This window comes from Kribbella sp. NPDC051936, from assembly GCF_040680955.1.
GTDB lineage: Bacteria > Actinomycetota > Actinomycetes > Propionibacteriales > Kribbellaceae > Kribbella.
Genome location: NZ_JBFAXS010000001.1, coordinates 175,661 through 190,477 on the forward strand (window position 1 = coordinate 175,661; position 14,817 = coordinate 190,477).

Genomic DNA, 14,817 nt, shown 5'->3' on the forward strand with positions numbered 1-14,817 from the left:
GAGGTCAGGAGGATCCTCATGTCTACCCAGCTGTCCCTGCACGACGTCACCAAGTCCTACGACCACCGCCTGGTGCTCGACCGGATCACCTGCGCCTTCCCGCCGGGACAGGTCAGCGGACTGATCGGCGAGAACGGCTCCGGCAAGTCCACGCTGCTGCGGATCCTGGCCGGTCTCGAGCCCGCGACCGAGGGCACGGCACAGGCAGCGGGGAGCATCGGCTTCCTGGCGCAGGACAACCCGTTGCCACTCGATCTCGACGTGCAGGCGCTGGCTGATCACGCCCTCGCCGACCTGCGCCGGATCGAGACGCGGATGCGCGAACTCGAAGGCCTCCTGGCCGACGGGCGCGACGACGTACTGGACGAGTACGGCGAGCTCCAGACCGTCTTCGAGATCCGCGAGGGGTACGACGCGGACGCGCGGTTCGCCCGGGCGACGCACGGTCTCGGGCTGTCGACGGTGCCGGGTGATCGCCGGCTGTCCGAGCTGTCCGGCGGCGAGCTCGCGCGGCTGCATCTGGCTGCCGTGCTCGCGTCGTCGCCGGAGATCCTGCTGCTCGACGAGCCGACGAACCATCTGGACGTGTCGGCCGCGACCTGGCTGGAGGACCACCTGCGGTCCCGGCGCGGTACGACGGTCGTCGTGTCGCACGACCGCGCGTTCCTGGAGCGGGTCGCGTCGACGCTGTTCGAGGTCGACGGCGACACGCACCGGATCACGCGCTACGGCAACGGCTTCCAGGGCTACTTGCAGGAGAAGGCGGCGGAGCGGGCGCGCCGAGAGCAGGCGCGTCAGCAGTGGGAGGACGACGTCGCTGAGCTGCGCGTCCTCGTCCGGACCAGCGCGGACCGGGTCGCGTACGGCCGGCCGATGAAGGACAACAACAAGGTCGCGTACGACCGGGCGACCGGCCGGGTCAACGAGGCCGAGCGGAGCAGGATCCGCAACGCGAAGGAACGCCTGCGCCGGCTCGAGGACGACCCGCCGCCGGTGCCGGCGAAGCCGCTGCGGTTCACGGCCTCGATCCGTACGACCGGCGCCGCGGCCGGACTGGATGCGGTCGGCGTCGCGGTCGAGGGCCGGCTGCGGCCGATGTCGCTCGAAGTACCCGCCGGTGGTCGCGTGCTGATCACCGGACCGAACGGATCCGGCAAGTCGACGTTCCTCGACGTCCTCGCGGGCGTGCTCCAACCGGACTCCGGGTACGTCGACCGCCACGGACGGATCGGCTACCTGCCACAGGAATCAGCCGAACCGCGACCGGGCGAGACCCTGCGTGCCGCACTCACGCGGCATCCTGGCGCGGCCGCCCTCGGGCTGTTCCGTCAGGACACGCTGCAGACCCGAGTCGGCGCGCTGTCGACCGGCCAACGCCGGCGGCTCGCGCTGGCCCGGGTGCTGACCACGCCGTACGACGTCCTGCTGCTCGACGAGCCGACCAACCACCTGTCACTCGTGTTCGTGGAGGAACTGGAGGCGGCGCTCGACCGGTACGCCGGCGCGCTCGTCGTGGTCAGCCACGACCGCCGCTTCGTCTCCCGCTGGCGCGGAACCGTCATCGACCTGAAGGAGAACGCCTATGTCAGTCAGTGAAATCACGGTCGACGGCGCCCCGTACGGCGTGGTCGCGGCCGGCGGTGAAGTGTGGACGACTCTCGTCCACACCGGCCGGGTCGCGACCGTCTCGGGCCGGGTCTTCGACCTCGACGCGCCCGGGTCCCGCCCGAGTGTGATCGTCGACGGTCCCGACGACGCCGTCTGGTTCACGCGCAACGGCGACGACCGGATCGGGCGGATCGGGTACGACGGCGCGGTGTCGGCGTTCGAGCTCGCCGGCGCGCCGTACGGACTGTGCGTCGCCCCCGACGGCGCGTTGTGGTGCACCTTGATGAGCACCGACACGATCGGGCGGATCACGGTCGACGGCGCCGTGTCGACGTACCCGATCGGTACGGCGGGAGCGTTCCCCGGCATGATCACGACGTCCGCGGGCGACCTGTGGTTCACGCTCAACCAGGCGAACGCGATCGGCCGGATGACCACGACCGGCGAGGTGACCACCTATCCCCTGCCGACCGCCGCTGCCGGACCGGTCGGGATCAGTGCGGGACCCCACGGCGTCTGGTTCACCGAACTGCTCGCGAGCCAGGCGGGGCGGATCGGCGCCGACGGAAGGATCGAGGAGTTCCCGCTGCCGGCCGATTCCAAGCCGCATGCCGCTGCCGCGACACCGGACGGTGGGTGCTGGCTCACGCTGTGGGCCGCGGCCGAGCTCGTCCACATCGATGCCGACGGCAACCTCACCGAGCGGGTGGCGTTCGGCGCGGGCGCGGAGGCGCACGGCCTGTACGCCGACGGCTCGGTGTGGGTCGCGCTGGAGAAGGGTTCCGTGGCTCACATCCCACCGAACGGGTGAGCAGGTTCACTCGGTGGAGGGAGGACGCAAGCACCACCCGGGGAGCACAGTGGTGACGTGAGCACGGACGTGCAGGTTCGGGGACCGCGGGTTCGTGATGTGATCGCGGTCGGCCGCCCGGCGTTCTGGGTGGTGTCGATCGTGCCTTATTACACGGGGATCCTGCTTGCCACGCACCGGCTGATCCCGCCGGTGGACGAGTGGCCGCGGCTGATCGTCGGGGCGGTCGTGATGGGTCCGCTGGTCTGGCTGGCGGTGCTCGCGGTCAACGACGCGTACGACCTGCCGAGCGATCGACTCAACCCGCGCAAGGCAAAGTCGCCGTTGCTCGACGGGCGGATCACGCTCCGGGCGGTGAAGCGGCTGGCCTTCGCGGCGGCGGTCGCCGCGGTCGGGCTGAGCCTGCACGTGGGGGTCGTGTTCGCGCTGGGTGTCCTGCTCGCCGTCCTTCTCGGCTACGCGTACTCCGTCCCGCCGGTCCGCCTCAAGACCCGCGCCGGCTTCGACGTCGCCGTGAACGCTCTGGCGCTGGGCGCCTTCGGGCCGTTGGCCGGTTGGGCCGCGATCAACCCGGATCTGAGCGACTTCCCTTGGCTGATGGGTCTCCAGGGAACGCTGGCCGCGATCGGCCTGTACCTGCCGACGACGCTCGCCGACCTGGACGCGGACCGCGCCGCCGGGTACCAGACCATCGCGGTCCGCTTCGGCGCGCGCACGACGTACCTGCTCGGGTACGGCGCCTGGATCGCCGCGGCCGCGCTGTCCGTCTTCCTCGCCGCGACCGGCACGATCATCCCGCGCAGCATGCTGCTGCTCGAGGTGGTGATGGTCCCGGTGCTGGTCGCGGCGTACGGCAAACTCATTGGCCCGCGCCAGTCCTTCACGGGCATCATCGTCCTCGCCTCGCTGTTCCTCTTCCCCTGCGGAACGTTCGCCCTCACCTACACCGGAGTCCTCTAGAGGTATCCGGAGCTGCGCCGGGAGCTCGGGATCGAGCAGTGGCTCATGTTCGGGGCATCGCACGGTGCGACGCTCGGGCTCGCGGGACGGCAACCTCCCGCTCGCCTACAGCCGGCTGCTGCACGACCCCGACCCGGCCGTTCGCGCGAAGGCCGCCCGCGAAGCGCTGCGTGCACGTGCACGCAGGGCAAAGATTTGATCACTGATCTTTACAGCGATGGAGCGTCCGGGAACCCTTAGGTCGCATGACTCTGACCCGCCCGGAGCTCGAGACCGACTACACCCTCGGCCGGTCCGACATCGCGCACTTCCGCGAGCACGGCTTCGTGAAGCTGAAGAATGTGCTGAGCGCCGACACGATCGCGGAGTACGAGCCGGAGATCACCGGCAAGGTGATCGAGCTGAACACCCAGGACGTGCCGCTGGAGGAGCGCGACACCTACGGCAAGGCGTTCCTGCAGGTGACGAACCTGTGGCAGGACAGCGAGCGGGTGCTGGAGTTCGTGTCGTCGCCGCGGCTGGCGCGGATCGCGGCACAACTGCTCGGCGTACAGTCCGTCCGGCTGTACCACGACCAGGCGCTGTACAAGGAGTCCGGCGGCGGCGTCACCCCGTGGCACGCGGACCAGTACTACTGGCCGTTCGCGTCCGATCGGTGCGTGACGATCTGGATCCCGTTGCAGGAAACGCCGATGGAGATGGGGCCGCTGTCGTTCGCGGCCGGCAGCCACACGTTCGAGCACGGCCGGGACCTGCCGATCAGCGACGAGTCCGAGCGGGTGCTGCAGGAGGCACTGGCCGAGCAGCACTTCCCCGAGGTGTCCGAGCCGTACGAGCTCGGCGAGGTCAGCTACCACCTCGGCTGGACCTTCCACCACGCGCCGCCGAACACCACCGACGTCCCGCGCCGGGTGATGACGATCATCTACATGGACGCCGACATGCGGATCGCCGCACCGGCGAACAAGAACCAGGAGATCGATCTCGCGCACTGGATGCCCGGGGCGCAGCCCGGCGATCCCGTCACCTCCCCGCTCAACCCGATCCTCTACTGACCGGCCCCGAGCCGGCGCGGCGCGAGATCCACGCGCTGTCTGTACCTATTGGTATGTACGATGCTGCCATGAACTCATCGATCAGCCGTGTCGTGGTGCTCGACCAGCACCTGCCCGAGGAGCTCCCGGTGCAGCGCGTCGAGGTCCGCCGGATCACCATCGATCCACACACCGCCCTCGGAGCGCACGTCCACAACGGCCCCGTGTTCGGCAACATCGTGTCCGGCTCGGCCGTCTACCAGCAGGCCGCGGGCAGTGAGCCGCAGGTCCTCGGCCCCGGCGACGTGTTCTACGAGCCGGCCGTCGAGACCATCGCCCGCTTCGACACCGAGGACGAGGGCGTCACGTTCCTCGCCTACTTCCCGCTCACCGCCGGCCAGGACGCGACGCTGGACCTGATCGAGCAGTAGCGGACGTGCACGCTCGACAGGACGTCTGCCCCACTACCGATCGGCCGACGGCTGTTCGCCGCCTGCATCCGCGGCGGGTCCGCGGACACGTCCTGTCGAGCTTGCTCACAGCGTTCGCTTCTGCGGATAGATCGTCTCGCCGCGGGACAACTGCTCGACGTACAGCGCGATGCGCTTCGCCCGGGTTTCGGGGCGTTTCGCGTCGTTCACCCGGAACACGACGGCGAACCGGTTCGCGCTGGTCAGGATCTCGAACATCGCCTGCGCCTTCGGCTCCGCGGCCAGCGCCGCCGCGAGGTCCGGCGGCACCTCCTGGGCCCGCGACCCGTCGTACGCCTTGTCCCAGCGGCCGTCGGCCTTCGCGAGCTCGACCTGGGCGCGGCCGGCCGGGCGCATCCGGCCCTCGGTCTCCATCCGCGCGACCAGGTCGACATTCCGCTTCGACCACAGGCTCCGCGGGCGCCGCGGCGTGTACCGCTGGATGAACGTGTACTCGTCGCGACCGCGGCGCTGCCCGTCGATCCACCCGTGGCACAAGGCTTCCTCGAGCGCCTCGTCGTAGCTGAGGCTCGTCGGCGTCGTGACGTTCTTCTTCGCGAGCACCAGCCAGATCCCGTCCGACGCATCGTGATGTTCACGAAGCCAGTTCAGCCAGGCGGTGGCATCCGCGACGATCAGTTCCGGGGTCATGAGGCAGCCTCCTGGTAGCGCGCGGCCAACTGCGTCGCCGCGTCCTTCAACTCTTGCGGTCCGACGAACTCCAGATCGCACTCGAACATCCCGAACGTCGCGGCCAGCCCGGTCCACGACCAGGCGGTCAGGACGAGCCTGCAACTCGTCGGCGTGAGCTCCTCGACGATCGACCCGCGCCCGGCGTACTGCGCGATGAGCGACGCGGGCGCCTGCAGGATCGCCTCGCCGCGGCACGGGTTCTGGTCCTGCCCGTGGAACTTGGCCGAGATGTACGTCGCCACGTCCGGCGCCGGCAGTTCCCGCGGCGTGAACCGCGGGCCGGTCGGCGTCCGCGGCGTCATCCGGTCCACCCGGAACGTCCGCCAGTCGTTGCGATCCAGATCCCAGCCGACGAGGTACCACCGCCCGCCCCATGTCACCAGGTGATGCGGTTCGACCTTCCGCGGCGGCACCCACTCGTCGGTGACGGCGCCGGGCGCCGCGTAGTCGAACCGCAGTACCTCGTGCGCGCGGACCGCCGTACCGATCGCGATCAGCTGCTCGGAGTCGACAGTCGTACGGCGGTTGGCGTAGCGATCGACCGTGGTGACCTGCAGGGCGTCGACGCGTTGCCGCAGTCGCGCCGGCATCACCTGACGAACCGTGGCCAGTGCGCGCAGCGCCCCCTCCTCGATCCCCGTGACCGTGGTCGTCGCGGTCTGCAGTGCCACCGCGACCGCGATCGCCTGGTCGTCGTCGAACAGCAACGGCGGCAGATCCGCGCCCGCGTCGAGGCGGTAGCCGCCGTCGGGCCCCTTGGTCGCGCGGACCGGATACCCGAGGTCGCGCAGCCGGTCCACGTCCCGGCGGACGGTCCGCGGGCTGACTTCAAGGCGCTCGGCCAGCAGTTGGCCGGGCCAGTCGCGGCGCGCCTGCAACAAGGAGAGCAGCGCGAGCAGGCGGGCTGAGGTCTCGGACATGACCCCAGATTGCCACGAGTAGCGGCCAGAACCTGTCCTCTTCCACTGGAAATGTGGAGGCCAGAGACCCAGACCGAAGGAGAGATCGTGATCAGCACCCGAGCGCTCACCCGGGACTTCGCGGTGAGCCGGACCGAGACCGTGCACGCCGTCCGCGGGATCAGCCTGGACGTCGAACCCGGCGAACTGGTCGCCGTCCTCGGCCCGAACGGCGCCGGCAAGACCACCACGTTGCGGATGCTCACCACCTTGATCACGCCGACCTCGGGCACCGCGACGGTCGCCGGGTACGACGTGACCGCGGATCCCGGCCAGGTCCGGCGCCGGATCGGGTACGTCGGCCAGGGCAACGGCGCGGGCCACGCACAGCGCGCCGGCGACGAACTGGTCGGGCAGGGCGTGATCTACGGACTTGACCGCCGCACCGCCCGGCGGCGGGCCGGCGAACTGCTCGAAGCGCTCGAGCTGACCGATCTGGCCCAGCGCAAGGTGTCGGAGCTGTCCGGCGGCCAACGCCGGCGGCTCGATGTCGCGATGGGCCTGGTGCACGCACCGTCGCTGCTGTTCCTCGACGAGCCGTCGACGGGCCTCGACCCGCAGAACCGGGCGAACCTGTGGGACCACATCCTGCGGATGCGCGAGCAGTACGCGATGACGATCGTGCTCACCACGCACTACCTGGACGAGGCCGACTCGATGGCCGAGCGCGTGGTCGTCGTGGACCACGGCGAGGTGATCGCCGACGACACCGCCGACGGCCTGAAGGGAAAGCTGGCCGGCGACCGGATCGCACTGACCGTTGCCCCTAGCAACGTCAACAAGCTCCTGCCGGTCGCGGAGAAGTTGCCCGGGGCCCGGGAAGTGGTCGCCGTCGGCGACGAGCTGAGCGTCCGGGTGGCGGACGGTCCGGCGGCCCTGCCCGAACTGGTGGCGGCCGCGCAGCGTGCCGGCGTACCGATCGCGGCGGCGCAGGTGCACCGCCCGACCCTCGACGACGTGTTCCTCAACCTCACCGGCCGCAGCCTGCGTGAGGACTCGAACGGAAAGGCAGCCTGATGACCACCCTCACCCTCCCGGTGACCACCGCCCCGGCGGTCCGGCCCTCGCGGAACCTGCTGCGAGACATCCGCATCGTGATGACCCGCGAGCTCAAGCCGGTGCTGCGGGATCCGTTCAGTCTGTTGTTCGGGATGATTCAGCCGCTGGTGTTCCTGGCGTTGTTCGGCCCGCTGCTGTCGGGGTCGATGGGCGGCACGTTCGGCGACGGCGTCTGGCAGTGGTTCCTCCCGTCGATCCTGGTGATGACCACGCTGTTCGGCACCTCGACGACCGGCGCGAACCTGCTGTTCGAGTTCCAGACCGGCGCCCACGAACGGATGCTGGTCACGCCGCTGTCCCGCTCCTCGTTGCTGATCGGCCGGGCGCTGAAGGAGATGGTGCCGTTGTTCGGGCAGGCGGTGATCGTGATCGCGGTGATGACGCCGTTCGCGTTCGACCTGCACGTCGGCGGTGCGCTGGTCGGGCTGGCGCTGCTCGCGGTGTTCGGCGTCGGGCTCGGTTCGTTCAGCTACGCGCTGGCGATCGCGGTCCGCAAGCAGGACTGGATGTTCTGGGTGGTGCAGCAGACGTTCCTGTTCCCGCTGATGATCCTGTCCGGGATGCTGCTGCCGCTCGAGACCGGTCCCGGCTGGATGCGGGTCGCGTCGAAGTTCAACCCGCTGTCGTACCTCGTCGACGCCGAGCGGACGCTGTTCTCGGGCGACGTACTGTCCGGCGCGGTGCTCTGGGGCTGGGTCGCGGCGATCGTCACCGCGGGCCTCGGACTGACCGTCGGCATCCGCACGATGCTCCGCTCGGCCGATTGACCCAAATGGGTCAGTGGCCCGGCTGGGCCGTCCTCATCGGGGGAAATCACCTACGGTAGCGCTCAGATCACCCACCGCCCCCTAAGGAGATCTGATGAGGCCCCGCCCCGCCTTGTTCGCCGTACTGACATCTCTGGCCGCCGCCGCGCTCGCCACGTCGAGCGCGGTGGCTGCGCCGGTCCCTGCCGCCGACACCGCCGGCTCGGTGGTGGCCGCGACCGACACCGACGGCGACTCGCTCCCGGACATCTGGGAGACGAACGGGTACGACGCGAACGGTGACGGCACCGTCGACGTGAATCTGCCCGCGATGGGCGCGAACCCGAAGAAGAAGGACCTCTTCGTCGAGATGGACTACATGTCCGGCCGGCTGGCGACCACCGCCGCGCTCGACCGGATCGTCCAGGTCTTCGCCTCCGCCCCGGTCAGCAACCCGGACGGCAGCACCGGCGTCAAGATCCACCTCGACGCCGGCTCCGCGCGCGGCGCGACGTACAACCTCGGCGGCGGCAACGAGGTCACGTACGACGCCGACCTGAACCCGTCGGCCACCCAGACCAACGCGATCAAGGCGGCCAACTTCGCGTCCGCGCGCAAGGCGGTCTTCCACTACATGCTCTGGGGTGACAGCTACGACGGCGGCTGCAGCAGCGGCCAGGCCTTCAACATCCCGAACGACACGTTCATCGTCACGGTCGGCCCGAAGTGCAACTGGAACGCGACCGACGACATCAACGTCGGCACGTTCATCCACGAGCTCGGCCACAACATCGGCCTCAAGCACGGCGGCACCGACAACCTGAACTACAAGCCGAACTACCTGAGCGTGATGAACTACTCGTTCCAGCTCGGCGGTGTACTCAAGGCCGACGGCACCAAGTACTGGGGGTACTCCAGCGTCCAGCCGACGTCGATCAACGAGGCCCGGCCGGACGAGACCGTCGGCCTCGGCAGCCTGGGCGCGGCCTACCGGACCAGCTGGAAGTGCCCGAACGGCTCGACCCGGACCACGGCCGGCGCGGCGAACCGGCCGATCGACTGGAACTGCGACGGCGACACCACCGACACCACGACCGCCGCCGACATCAACGGCGACAAGACCACGTCGATCCTGATCGCGCAGAACAACTGGGCGAACATCGTCTTCGGCGGCGGCGCGGTCGGCGGCGGATCCGCGCCGCTCGCGAAGACCCCCGCGTCGGAGCTGCAGGAGCTCACCCACAAGGAGTGGACCGAGATGCAGCACCGGTGACCGGTCCGCCTCCCCGCCTTCAGGTGGGCGGGGAGGCGGATCTGCAGCACTCAGCAACTGACCTCAGCCCGCCCGGCTGAGCGTGCGACGACGGCCGAAGGCCCAGTTGTTGAGCGCTGGGCGTCCGCACATCATCCGCCCCAGACCCCGGTCTTCGCGGTCTCGCGGGCCCAGTCGGTGAAGTCGCGGGGCTTGCGACCGAGAACCTGCTCGACTCCATCGGAGACGTACTCGGAGCGGTGGTTGCGGATGACGGCGAACAGGTCGCGGACCGCGTCGGCATCCTCCGAGGTGAGGCCTTGCTCGATCAGTTCGGCCACGTGCGCTGCCGGGTCGAGGTCGACGTACTCGATCGGGCGGCCGATTGCGGCGGTGAGTTCGGCCGCGATCTCGGTCATCGTGAGGACGCGCGGGCCGGAGATCGCAAGGGTGCGGCCGGCGTACGACGTGTCGAGCAGCGCGGTGGTCATCACGTCGCCGACGTCGTCGGTGTCGATCCACGCCTCGCCGCCGGCGCCGGCCGACAGCCGGATCTCGCCCGCCAGGACGTGGTAGCGCAGGAAGTCCTCGCTGAAGCCCTGCGCGAACCAGGCCGGCTGCACGATCGTCCAGTCGAGACCACTCGCCCTCACCACACTCTCCAGCTCGAGCGAACCGTCGTACACGGCGAAGTCGCGTCCCGGGCTGCCGACGCCACGGCCCGACAGCAGGACGAGTCGCCGAAGCCCGCGGGCCTGCTGGAGGAACTTGCCGGCCTGCGCCAGCCCGGTCGGCCCGACCGGCGGGGCCAGGTACGCCGTGTCCGCGCCGGCGAGTGTGCCCGCCCAGGTGCTCTCGTCGTACCAGTCGAACGGCTGCGCGCTCGAGCGGGACGCCAGCCGGTACGAGATGCCCCGCGCGTCGAGCTGCGCCGCGACGCGACGGCCGGTCTTGCCTTTGCCACTGAGGATCAGAATCGGGTTCATGGCTTCAGTTCACCGGAGCCCGATGAGACAAACCATGGCCGTACGCCGCAATTCGATGTTCGGAACGCTCAGGCTGTCGTAGGCTCCTCGTATGGACGTGCTCGACGAACTGCTGGCCGGGACCCGCGCGCAGGACGGGGTGTTCAACCTGACGATCCTCGACCTGCCCTGGTCCCTGGAGATCCGGGACGAGGCGCCGCTGGCGCTCGCGACCCTGGTCCGCGGTTCCGGCTGGCTGGCGCGCGGCGGCCTCGAACCGCTGCGGATGGAGCAGGGCGACGTCGCGATCGTCACCGGCCCGGAGCCGTACGTCGTCAGCGACAGCCTGACCACCGCGCCGCAACTGCGGATCCACCCCGGCGGCATCTGCGAACCGTTGCCCGGGGCACCGATCGACTACTCGGCCCGGCTCGGCGTGCGGACGTACGGCGGCCGCAAGTCCGGCGAGGTCATGGTTGCCAGCGGCACCTATCATGTCGCGGGCGACGTCAGCCGCCGGCTCGTCACCGCACTCCCGCCGGCCCTCGTCGTGCCGGCGGCCGACGTCGCGGGGTCGGTGATGGAGATGATCGCCAGCGAGATCCAGCGGGACGCGCCGGGGCAGCAGACCGTCCTGGACCGGTGGCTCGACCTCGCGCTGATCACCACGTTGCGGGCCTGGTTCGCACGGCCGGACTCGCACGCGCCCGGGTGGTACCAGGCGCAGACCGATCCGGTCGCCGGTACGGCGTTGCGGTTGCTGCACGAGGACCCGGCGTACCCGTGGAACGTCACCGAGCTCGCAGACCGGGTCGGGATCTCGCGGGCGTCGCTGGCCCGGCGCTTCACCGCGGTCGTCGGCGAGGCGCCGATGAGCTACCTGACCGGCTGGCGGATCACGCTCGCCGCGGATCAGCTCCGGTCGACCCGGGACACCGTCGAGGCGATCGCCCGCCGGGTCGGGTACGCCAACGCGTTCGCGTTGAGCGTTGCGTTCAAGCGGGTCCGGGGAATCACGCCGACCGCACACCGCCGGGCCGCGTGAAAGCTTCAACCGACGGGTTCAACGATACGATTGAGGCTCATGGGTCATGAAGACATCCCGCTGAGCCTGGACGAACTGCGGCAGCTGAGCCTGTGGACCGCCGAGTGCGCCGAGCAGTCATTGCCGCTCTACGAGGCCGCCGCGCCGGCCGATCGGCGACCGCGTGACGCGATCGAGGTCGTTCGCCTGTTCGGCGCCGGAGGGAAGCGAACGAAGGCGATCCGGACCGCCGCGTTCGCAGCGCTGAAGGCGGCCGGCGAGACGGACGATCCGGCCGCGGAGGCAGCCGCCCGGGCCGCGGTCGGCGCGGCCGGTTCGGCGTACCTGCATCCGTTCGCGGCGGCCACGCAGGTGAAGCACATCGTCGCGTCCGCGCAGTACGCCGCCTACGCGCAGGAACTGGCGACCGGAGATCCGTCGGCGGCCGATGCCGTCGTCCGATGGGCAATCGAACGAGTTCCACCCGCGGTCCGCGACGTTCTCGCGCGCTACCCGCTCGGCACTCCCGGCCGCGGCAGGCTCGGCGACTTGCACCGCCTACTGGAAGACAGCCTTCGCCGATAGCTCAGCACTGCGTTGCCGTTACGACTAGGTCCTCTCGAAGCGGCGGCGCCACTGCCCTGGCGAGCTGCCGCTGTGACGCCGGAACGCTGTGGCGAAGGCGAACTCGTTGCTATAGCCAACATTTCGTGCGATCGTCGCCAGCGGCGCACCGGTTCTGGCCAAGGCGTCTTCGGCGCGACTCATCCGCAACTCGGTGAGGTAGCGACCGGGAGACACGCCCACCAGGTCGCGGAAGGTGGCTGCGAACGACGCACGGGACCTGCCGGCAAGCTGCGCCATCGTCTCGAGGGTCCAATCCGCCGCGGGATTCGCGTGCAGGCTCTCGAGCACCTGGCGTACCTCCGGATGCGACAGGGCCCGGAACCAGCCGGGTGCTTGCGCACTGGACTGCTCCCACCACGCGCTCAGCGTGTAGATCAGGTTGAGATCCAGCAGCCGGTCCAGGAGCGCCTGGTGACCTGGTGCATCGCGCTGCACCTCCGCGGCCAGCAGGTCGATGGCGGCCGCGTGCGACGGATCCTGATCGGTGGCCCGGACCAGCACCAAGTCCGGGAGACCGTTCAGCAAGGAGGCCGCGACACTGCCGTCGAGGACGTAGGCTCCACACAACAGCACTGCTGCGGCACCGGGCCCGCGATCGGAGCCCTGCCGGCGTGCTTCGTCGATCGGGATCGCCGCGGTCCCCGGTGTGCTGCCAACGGCGTACGAGCGACCGGCAGTGACGAGCGCGACATCCCGGGCAGCAAGGTGCACCGGCGACCGCCCCTCCCGCTCGAGCCACCCTTGCCCCTCGAGCAGCAGATGCGCGGTGAGTGGCCGGCGCCCCGCGAACCGCACACCCCACGGTTCGACCCGACGCAAGATGGAAAAGACCGCACCCTGGGCTCGAGCTCGAGCGAGCTGGTCGCTCAAGATGTCCATCCTTGGACGATAACGAATGGATGTGAGCAGATCACACATTTTTCGTCCACGGAACCGGACCTACGGTGCCGGTATGACTCATCTGATCCTTGGTGGCAGCGGCAAGGTCGGCCGCCGGCTGACCCAGCTTCTCGACCTCGCCGGCCACCCCACGCGCCCCGTGAGCCGCTCAACGGCCACCGTCTTCGACTGGCACGACGAATCCACCTGGCCCACTGCTCTCGACGGTGTCACCAGCATGTTCGTCGTGGGCCCCGGTTCGTCCAGCGACTGGAGCCCCCAGCTGACCCGGCTTCTCGACCTCGCACATGACCTGGGCACCGAGCACGTCGTCCTGCTGTCGGCACGGGCCGTGGAGTTCCTGTCGGACGGCGCGGTCGGGCGTGCGGAGCAGGCGCTCCAGCGAGGACCGATCCCGTGGACCGTCCTGCGCCCGTCGCATTTCGCGCAGAACTTCACCGAAGCGATGTTCGTCCCGGCCGACGGCCGGATCGTCGCTCCGACCGGCACTGGAGCCGAGCCGTTCGTCGACGTGGCGGACGTCGCCGCCGTGGCAGCCGCCGTGATGACCAAGCGCGAGTACGACGGACGCATCCTGGCACTCTCCGGCCCGGAGGCCCTGACCTTCGACGAGGCGGCGGCGCAGCTCACGGAGACGACTGGCATCAGCGTCCGTTTCGAGGACGAGAGCGACGGTGACCATGCCGGTCGCCTGCGCGCCGCGGGCACACCGGAGATGTACATCCAGTGGCGGATGGCAATGCTCAACGGAATCCGGTCAGGCGCCGACTCCTACGTCTCGACCGGCGTGACCGACGTACTGCACCGCCCCGCAACCCCCTTCACCACCTGGGCCCAACGAGAAGCAGCCCCCGCGTTGTCCACCTGAGCCTCTGTGTCCAACACCTGGGCCTTCTCCCCACCGCCCGAGGGCGGTGAACTCGACCTGCGGCCACCGTCGCCGGGACACACTCCGAAGGAGCACTGAGCAGTGAGCACATCGACAAGTTCGAAGACCGTTCTGGTCACCGGCGCCAGCAGCGGGATCGGCGAAGCCACCGCCAGGCGGTTGGCGAGCCTGGGGCATTCGGTCCTCGTCGGCGCCCGACGTACCGAGCGGCTGACAGCGCTCGCCGAGGAGCTGCGCGCCGACGGGATGTCCGTGGCCTGTCGAGAGCTCGACGTGACCAGCCTGCAGTCCGTCCAGGCTTTCGCCGCCGCAGCGGTGCGTGAGTTCGGCCGGATCGACGTACTGGTCAACAACGCGGGTGTGATGCCGTTGTCTCCCATCGCGGACCTGCGTGTCGCCGAATGGGAGCAGATGATCGACGTCAACCTCCGCGGCGTCCTGTACGGAATCGCCGCGGTCCTGCCGCAGATGCGGCAGCAGGGCGGTGGGCACATCGTCAACGTGTCGTCGGTGTCCGGCCATCGCGTGGATCCCACGGCGGCCGTGTACAGCGCGACCAAGTTCGCCGTCGCAGCTGTGTCCGAGGGTCTGAGGCAGGAGAGCCAGGACATCCGCGTGACCGTTGTCAGCCCTGGCTTCACGCAGAGCGAGTTGACCGACCGAGGTGGTTCGGCCGAGGCTCAAGGTGCGGCTCGGGAAGCGGCCGCGCAACTGGCCATCCCGGCATCCGCGATCGCGGATGCCATCGCCTTCGCGGTGCAGCAGCCGGCCGCGGTGGACGTCAACGAGCTGATCGTGCGTCCGACTGCCCAAGGCTGAG

16 protein-coding genes are annotated in these 14,817 nt (G+C 69.7%); 12 read left to right on the forward strand and 4 right to left on the reverse strand.

Going from position 1 to position 14,817, the window contains the following annotated elements; translation table 11 throughout:
* Positions 1–18 precede the first annotated feature (18 nt).
* The 5 genes from AB0L64_RS00905 to AB0L64_RS00925 all read left to right on the forward strand — a co-directional run bounded on the left by AB0L64_RS00905 (position 19) and on the right by AB0L64_RS00925 (position 4,844).
* Complete coding sequence (locus tag AB0L64_RS00905) at positions 19–1,596, forward strand: ABC-F family ATP-binding cassette domain-containing protein (RefSeq protein ID WP_363706383.1); 1,578 nt, start codon at positions 19–21, stop codon at positions 1,594–1,596.
* Positions 1,583–2,419 (forward strand): virginiamycin B lyase, encoded by an 837-nt coding sequence (locus AB0L64_RS00910; RefSeq protein WP_363706385.1) that lies wholly within the window; start codon positions 1,583–1,585, stop codon positions 2,417–2,419. The genes AB0L64_RS00905 and AB0L64_RS00910 overlap by 14 nt, the downstream gene beginning before the upstream one ends.
* Before the next feature lie 57 nt (positions 2,420–2,476).
* Positions 2,477–3,379, forward strand: a complete 903-nt coding sequence (locus AB0L64_RS00915) for a UbiA prenyltransferase family protein (RefSeq protein ID WP_363706387.1) — start codon at positions 2,477–2,479, stop codon at positions 3,377–3,379.
* 245 nt (positions 3,380–3,624) lie between these two features.
* Positions 3,625–4,434 (forward strand): phytanoyl-CoA dioxygenase family protein, encoded by an 810-nt coding sequence (locus tag AB0L64_RS00920; protein WP_359936009.1) that lies wholly within the window; start codon positions 3,625–3,627, stop codon positions 4,432–4,434.
* A gap of 68 nt (positions 4,435–4,502) precedes the next feature.
* Positions 4,503–4,844, forward strand: a complete 342-nt coding sequence (locus AB0L64_RS00925; RefSeq protein ID WP_363706389.1) for a hypothetical protein — start codon at positions 4,503–4,505, stop codon at positions 4,842–4,844.
* 105 nt (positions 4,845–4,949) lie between these two features.
* Here the strand turns inward: AB0L64_RS00925 and AB0L64_RS00930 are convergent, their stop codons facing one another.
* Together AB0L64_RS00930 and AB0L64_RS00935 are read right to left on the reverse strand one after the other, a co-directional pair.
* Positions 4,950–5,534: a YdeI/OmpD-associated family protein gene (locus tag AB0L64_RS00930; RefSeq protein WP_363706391.1), complete on the reverse strand. Its 585-nt coding sequence runs from the start codon at positions 5,532–5,534 to the stop codon at positions 4,950–4,952.
* Positions 5,531–6,496, reverse strand: a complete 966-nt coding sequence (locus tag AB0L64_RS00935; protein ID WP_363706392.1) for a YafY family protein — start codon at positions 6,494–6,496, stop codon at positions 5,531–5,533. The genes AB0L64_RS00930 and AB0L64_RS00935 overlap by 4 nt, the downstream gene beginning before the upstream one ends.
* Positions 6,497–6,583: 87 nt before the next feature.
* Here AB0L64_RS00935 and AB0L64_RS00940 point away from each other — a divergent pair, with 87 nt between their 5' ends.
* The 3 genes from AB0L64_RS00940 to AB0L64_RS00950 all read left to right on the forward strand — a co-directional run bounded on the left by AB0L64_RS00940 (position 6,584) and on the right by AB0L64_RS00950 (position 9,613).
* Positions 6,584–7,552: an ATP-binding cassette domain-containing protein gene (locus tag AB0L64_RS00940; RefSeq protein ID WP_363706394.1), complete on the forward strand. Its 969-nt coding sequence runs from the start codon at positions 6,584–6,586 to the stop codon at positions 7,550–7,552.
* The gene (locus AB0L64_RS00945; protein ID WP_363706396.1) at positions 7,552–8,361 is read left to right on the forward strand and encodes an ABC transporter permease; all 810 of its coding nucleotides are present in this window, start codon (positions 7,552–7,554) and stop codon (positions 8,359–8,361) included. The genes AB0L64_RS00940 and AB0L64_RS00945 overlap by 1 nt, the downstream gene beginning before the upstream one ends.
* Before the next feature lie 94 nt (positions 8,362–8,455).
* Entirely contained in the window at positions 8,456–9,613 is a 1,158-nt protein-coding gene (locus AB0L64_RS00950; RefSeq protein WP_363706398.1) for a hypothetical protein, read from the forward strand.
* 131 nt (positions 9,614–9,744) lie between these two features.
* Here the strand turns inward: AB0L64_RS00950 and AB0L64_RS00955 are convergent, their stop codons facing one another.
* Complete coding sequence (locus tag AB0L64_RS00955) at positions 9,745–10,578, reverse strand: NAD(P)H-binding protein (RefSeq protein WP_363706400.1); 834 nt, start codon at positions 10,576–10,578, stop codon at positions 9,745–9,747.
* 91 nt (positions 10,579–10,669) lie between these two features.
* On the opposite strand from AB0L64_RS00955, the gene AB0L64_RS00960 reads away from it, so the two are divergent.
* Together AB0L64_RS00960 and AB0L64_RS00965 are read left to right on the forward strand one after the other, a co-directional pair.
* Positions 10,670–11,602 (forward strand): AraC family transcriptional regulator, encoded by a 933-nt coding sequence (locus AB0L64_RS00960; protein WP_363706402.1) that lies wholly within the window; start codon positions 10,670–10,672, stop codon positions 11,600–11,602.
* A gap of 39 nt (positions 11,603–11,641) precedes the next feature.
* Positions 11,642–12,166, forward strand: coding sequence for a putative immunity protein (locus tag AB0L64_RS00965; protein WP_363706404.1), 525 nt, complete (start codon positions 11,642–11,644; stop codon positions 12,164–12,166).
* A gap of 24 nt (positions 12,167–12,190) precedes the next feature.
* Here AB0L64_RS00965 and AB0L64_RS00970 read toward each other — a convergent pair whose 3' ends face one another.
* Positions 12,191–13,087, reverse strand: coding sequence for an AraC family transcriptional regulator (locus AB0L64_RS00970; RefSeq protein WP_363706406.1), 897 nt, complete (start codon positions 13,085–13,087; stop codon positions 12,191–12,193).
* 73 nt (positions 13,088–13,160) lie between these two features.
* Between AB0L64_RS00970 and AB0L64_RS00975 the strand changes: the two genes are divergently transcribed.
* Positions 13,161–13,976, forward strand: a complete 816-nt coding sequence (locus AB0L64_RS00975) for an NAD(P)H-binding protein (RefSeq protein WP_363706408.1) — start codon at positions 13,161–13,163, stop codon at positions 13,974–13,976.
* 102 nt (positions 13,977–14,078) lie between these two features.
* Positions 14,079–14,816, forward strand: coding sequence for an SDR family oxidoreductase (locus AB0L64_RS00980; RefSeq protein ID WP_363706410.1), 738 nt, complete (start codon positions 14,079–14,081; stop codon positions 14,814–14,816).
* Position 14,817 lies beyond the last annotated feature (1 nt).

Excerpts from the sequence above, each read along its gene's own strand:
- AB0L64_RS00905 (WP_363706383.1), top strand. The coding sequence starts at position 19 with ATGTCTACCCAGCTGTCCCTGCACGACGTCACCAAGTCCTACGACCAC.
- AB0L64_RS00910 (WP_363706385.1), top strand. The coding sequence starts at position 1,583 with ATGTCAGTCAGTGAAATCACGGTCGACGGCGCCCCGTACGGCGTGGTC.
- AB0L64_RS00920 (WP_359936009.1), top strand. The coding sequence starts at position 3,625 with ATGACTCTGACCCGCCCGGAGCTCGAGACCGACTACACCCTCGGCCGG.
- AB0L64_RS00925 (WP_363706389.1), top strand. The coding sequence starts at position 4,503 with ATGAACTCATCGATCAGCCGTGTCGTGGTGCTCGACCAGCACCTGCCC.
- AB0L64_RS00930 (WP_363706391.1), bottom strand. The coding sequence starts at position 5,534 with ATGACCCCGGAACTGATCGTCGCGGATGCCACCGCCTGGCTGAACTGG.
- AB0L64_RS00935 (WP_363706392.1), bottom strand. The coding sequence starts at position 6,496 with ATGTCCGAGACCTCAGCCCGCCTGCTCGCGCTGCTCTCCTTGTTGCAG.
- AB0L64_RS00945 (WP_363706396.1), top strand. The coding sequence starts at position 7,552 with ATGACCACCCTCACCCTCCCGGTGACCACCGCCCCGGCGGTCCGGCCC.
- AB0L64_RS00950 (WP_363706398.1), top strand. The coding sequence starts at position 8,456 with ATGAGGCCCCGCCCCGCCTTGTTCGCCGTACTGACATCTCTGGCCGCC.
- AB0L64_RS00955 (WP_363706400.1), bottom strand. The coding sequence starts at position 10,578 with ATGAACCCGATTCTGATCCTCAGTGGCAAAGGCAAGACCGGCCGTCGC.
- AB0L64_RS00960 (WP_363706402.1), top strand. The coding sequence starts at position 10,670 with ATGGACGTGCTCGACGAACTGCTGGCCGGGACCCGCGCGCAGGACGGG.
- AB0L64_RS00965 (WP_363706404.1), top strand. The coding sequence starts at position 11,642 with ATGGGTCATGAAGACATCCCGCTGAGCCTGGACGAACTGCGGCAGCTG.
- AB0L64_RS00970 (WP_363706406.1), bottom strand. The coding sequence starts at position 13,087 with ATGGACATCTTGAGCGACCAGCTCGCTCGAGCTCGAGCCCAGGGTGCG.
- AB0L64_RS00975 (WP_363706408.1), top strand. The coding sequence starts at position 13,161 with ATGACTCATCTGATCCTTGGTGGCAGCGGCAAGGTCGGCCGCCGGCTG.